At 47.9% G+C, this 4305-nt stretch carries 5 protein-coding genes; 2 read left to right on the top strand and 3 right to left on the bottom strand.

Annotated features, from left to right (window positions below):
* Positions 1–90: 90 nt before the first annotated feature.
* Positions 91–1473, top strand: coding sequence for a cytosine permease (locus tag KIS29_11335; protein ID MBX8640918.1), 1383 nt, complete (start codon positions 91–93; stop codon positions 1471–1473).
* A gap of 39 nt (positions 1474–1512) precedes the next feature.
* The gene (gene dcd, locus KIS29_11330) at positions 1513–1983 is read left to right on the top strand and encodes a dCTP deaminase (protein ID MBX8640917.1); all 471 of its coding nucleotides are present in this window, start codon (positions 1513–1515) and stop codon (positions 1981–1983) included.
* Between the two features lie 13 nt (positions 1984–1996).
* Here the strand turns inward: dcd and rnz are convergent, their stop codons facing one another.
* From rnz to KIS29_11315, 3 genes are all read right to left on the bottom strand, one after another.
* Entirely contained in the window at positions 1997–2923 is a 927-nt protein-coding gene (gene rnz, locus KIS29_11325; protein MBX8640916.1) for a ribonuclease Z, read from the bottom strand.
* 31 nt (positions 2924–2954) lie between these two features.
* On the bottom strand, positions 2955–3395 hold the full coding sequence (locus KIS29_11320; protein MBX8640915.1) for a hypothetical protein: 441 nt from the start codon (positions 3393–3395) through the stop codon (positions 2955–2957).
* A 1-nt stretch (position 3396) separates the two neighbouring features.
* Positions 3397–4305: Lhr helicase (locus KIS29_11315; GenBank protein ID MBX8640914.1), on the bottom strand; the 909-nt coding region annotated here is incomplete at its 5' end.

Genomic DNA, 4305 nt, shown 5'->3' with positions numbered 1-4305 from the left:
TGAACAAAAACTCGGAGACTCATTAAGGTACCATGGTCGAGTCCCTTTCCAAGCCCGTTACAATTTAATACCTTTTCCTTATTATCCCATATGACCGAACAAGTGTTAGGTGCAGACTCGGTTTTCACACCTGAAAGGCTTGATGTACAGGCAGTACCAGACAATGCCAGTGGCCCGAAAGCCTCTTCCCTTTTCTATATCTGGTTCGCTTCAAACCTGACCATTGGCGATTTTGCCCTTGGATTTCTTCCCATATATTTCGGATTTGACCTGGACACAACCCTTATCGCACTTGTCCTTGGCAATGTCCTTGGTGCTTCACTGTTGGGACTTATGAGCGCGGTTGGACCCAAGTCGAGGGTGCCACAGATGGTAATGGGGAGGAGATCGTTCGGCGATAGCGGCGGGGCAATTATGTCTGTCCTGCAATGGCTGAACACAACAGGATGGCTGACCATAAATACAGTGCTTGCTGCATTTGCAATAAGTCTGCTGATAAGCGGGATATTCCTCATATATTCCATAATTTTAGTTGCAGTTATCGTTGGCATATCAGCATATTTCGGCCACAAATTCATACATAAATTTGAAAGATTAATGTCATACGTTCTGGGAGTGATTTTTGTTGTGGTTACATATTTTGCTTTTGACCATTTGCACTGGTCAGTCACATACTCTGCAAACACATCGCTGACTCTGTTTACTCAGTTCGGAATCGTACTCGCGCTCTCCTTCTCGTACATAATGAGCTGGGGGCCGTATGCTTCGGACTATTCAAGATATATCTCTCCTCGAACAAGCCTCGGAAAAGTGTTCACCTATTCATTTGCAGGAGGATTTGCTGCATCGCTGTGGCTTGAAATCACAGGCATGCTCGTCGCGATTGCGTCGGGAAAGGCCTCTACCGCGAATCCTGCTAGCGCGCTTGCACCGATTATGGGAAGGTTCTTTGACGTTGGCCTTGTTGGAATTGTTCTGGGAGGGATTGCCGCAAACTCCATAAACCTTTACTCAAATTCCCTTTCGATAAAAGCTGCCGGGCTTAACCTCAGGCGAATAACAGTAGTAATCTTAATGTCTGCCGTGGCAGTTGTATTCTCAATCCTTTCCGTGATAAATGGATTCAATTATTCCTATGAAACATTCCTCTATCTTCTCGATTACTGGATCACGCCATGGATTGGAATTATCCTGGCAGACTTCTTCATAGTCAATCGCGGCCGAAGATATGGCCAAGCTAAGAATTTGAGGTACAACTTTTCTGGCATTATTGCATATTGTGCGGCAATCGTTATCTCGATACCTTTCATGGCGCCATCCGGCTTCCCGTACGGTCCAGTTGCGCAGGTGCTTGGTGGAGTGGACCTCAGCTATTATGTATCATTCGTGCTTGCAATGGTTTTCTATGTGCTGCTTAACAGATTTCTGCCCGGAATCCGGGCCGGAAATGGGCCATCTGGTATCTCACGATGAATAGAAACCATATTATCTCGTCCACAGCTATACTTCAGAATGCTTTCTGACGCAGAGATAAGATCCCTTGTAACCAGGGGAAAACTCATTGTTAGCAACTACAGGGAGGAACAGCTTACACCGAATGGATATGATCTTACTGCTGGCAGGATCAGTTTGCCAGGTGGTAATGGAACAGACGGCAACATCCCGTCCAGAAGCTTCTTTCTGGTTTCAACGCTGGAGCGACTGGAGATGCCATCCGGAATTGCAGGCCAGATATGGCTCAAGTCTTCCTTCTGCAGGAAGGGAATCATTGGGAGTTTCGGACTTGTGGATTCCGGTTTCAGGGGAGAACTCACCCTTGCCCTGTATAACGCAACCGATGCCCCCGTTATGGTTGCCACGGGAAAGGGAATAGCCCAGATCACATTCATTAGGATGTCATCAGAACCTGCCCAAACCTACGAGCAGCGATCGGGAAATTACCAGGATCAGACTGGCATCACCACTGAACCTGTCAAAAGATAATGTCTTGGCTAAACTATTCTGGCGAGGCTCTGTTCACCGGTACGTCATATTCAAGCAGATCGCTGCTTGCACAGGACTGGGGGAATATGCTTCTAGCCTCTTCAAGGAGAGTGTTTACGTTATCCACCCTCGGGCTGTAATGAAACAGGTACAGCCGCTTAACTCCTGAATCCCGGGCTATTTCAGCAGCCTGCCTGGAAGAGGTGTGGCCGAACTCGTTTACCTTTGGCTCCAGTGACGAATCCGTGGTTGTATCATGAATAAGAACGTCTGCCCCTTTAGCAAATGCTACGGTTGACTTCATTGGTCTCGTATCCCCAGTGTAAACTATCTTGCGCCCCTTCCTTGTTCCTGCACTGACATCCTCTATCCTGAATACTTTTCCTCCTACTTCAACAACACCTTTTTTCCGTAGCTCTTCCAGCCTTCTGACGGGAAATCCCAATTCATCCGCCTTCTCCCTGTCGATGCGGATCATGTCCTTCTCCTCCAGGCTGAAAGATATTGCGGGCACAGGATGATCATTTGGCTGTGTCCTGACTATAAAGTCCCCAAAGTCGTAGCTTCCGCTGTCCTCGAGCTCTGTTATCTTTACGTCAAAATTTAGCCTGAAGTAACCCACATTCAGTGCATTAAGCACCATGCGTACAGCTCCTCGCGGGCCATAAATATTCAGTGGGGCAACGCGCCCGTTAAAGGACATGCTCTGAACCATGCCTATCAGGCCAATGAAATGGTCCCCGTGAAAATGGGATATGAAGATATTCTCTATCTTCATGAAAGAGGTGCTGCTGGCCATTATCTGCTTTTGGGTCCCCTCTCCGCAGTCGAAGAGGTTTAAAATGTCGTCAACCTGTATCCCCACTGCGGGGAGTCCACGGATCGGTGTGGGCCACGACCCACCTGTGCCAAAGAATGTCAGCTTGATGTTGGAAGCCATCTGACCTTAATCCAGCGTCAATCATAAACTTTTATTCCCGATTCTTTCCTCTCTTTCTCCCTGGAGGGGGTGAACGCGACAAGCTTCCCAGCGCTTCAATGATAGCAGGGAGCTCTTCCACCGCCCTGACAGGCAGGTGTCTCCGGATATATATCCAGAGCCCGACATCAACTTCCTGAACCACGGCAGAAAGGATTGATGATAGCCGCCTCCTCAAAATACTTCCAGTTCTGTCAAAGTCCATGAGCAGTATGACACGCCTCTCTGTTCTGGAGACCCATTCTGAGAATGCAACCACGCTAAGCCCCGAGTTGTAAACGATAACTCTGCCACGAAACCCGATCTTTCTGAGGGCCTCCATATCCTTCATGCCCTCGACAATAACCGGGACTTCCAGATTCTTTTCAATGTACGCTTCAATGATCTTAAGCGTTCTTTCGGGTTCACGCCTGATAAATTGTACAGCCGGCATTTCAATCCCAGTACCGCTTGTTCTTTGCGAACTCCACCTCAGCGTTGAGTATAGCCCTGATAATGTCATCCTCGCTGTGATACGACACCTCGAGGATCCTTGAGGCGGTTTCCGCCCCGATCCCCCTTGCAGCCATTGTTATTATGGCTATCATACCCTTCTCCCTGACAAGATGAGCATTCTTTGAAATTCTTCTTCTTATCCTGGAATTGTCGCCACCCTTATGGTTTATGGAGTCCAGTTCCTCTCGGTCATATCGTGATAACGAAGCCACAAGGTAACTGCCGCAATCCGGACACTTTATTGATTTTATCTCGCGAATCTTCATTGTCCGGATATTACCACAGGAGACGCAATATAGGACCGTTTCTTCATTCATCAGCCTGGTCTTGACGGATTCAAGTATGGACTTGGTCGGCCGAAGTGGCAACACCTTCTCAGAATAGTGCCTGAGGAAGATTCCAGAAGACCCTGAAATATTGTTCATAAGAACAAACTCAATTTCATTTGTGTTGGAAAGGAATCCTCTCAGCGAGTCCAGGTCCATGTAGTTGGTAATCAGTTTCCTCACGGAATCTGTGTAAACCGGCGTTTCAAGGTAAGAGTCCACTATCTTCTCGAAGCGAATGCGGCTCATGTCGGCATCCTTACTTATCACGCCGAATTTTTTCGCTTCGTACAGGAATACCAGGTTGAAAAATCTTGACCTCCTGGCGACGCCCCTGATATACTCTTCCAGCCTGCCAGGGTCTATTCCCTTGATAATCCTCTCGACATCTGATGCCGTTATCTGGCGGGAACACCGCAGGTATATGTGATATGGGGAATAATCCATCTCAACACTCTGTCCAGTCACCGAGGCCAGAAAGCTGGTCATTATCTCCGCTAGTGCAAAATTTGCCCTTGTCCC

It is taken from the genome of Candidatus Sysuiplasma jiujiangense (assembly GCA_019721075.1).
GTDB classification, from domain to species: domain Archaea; phylum Thermoplasmatota; class Thermoplasmata; order Sysuiplasmatales; family Sysuiplasmataceae; genus Sysuiplasma; species Sysuiplasma jiujiangense.
Note: the sequence above shows the minus strand (reverse complement) of the source record. Positions and strands in the feature narration are given on the sequence as shown.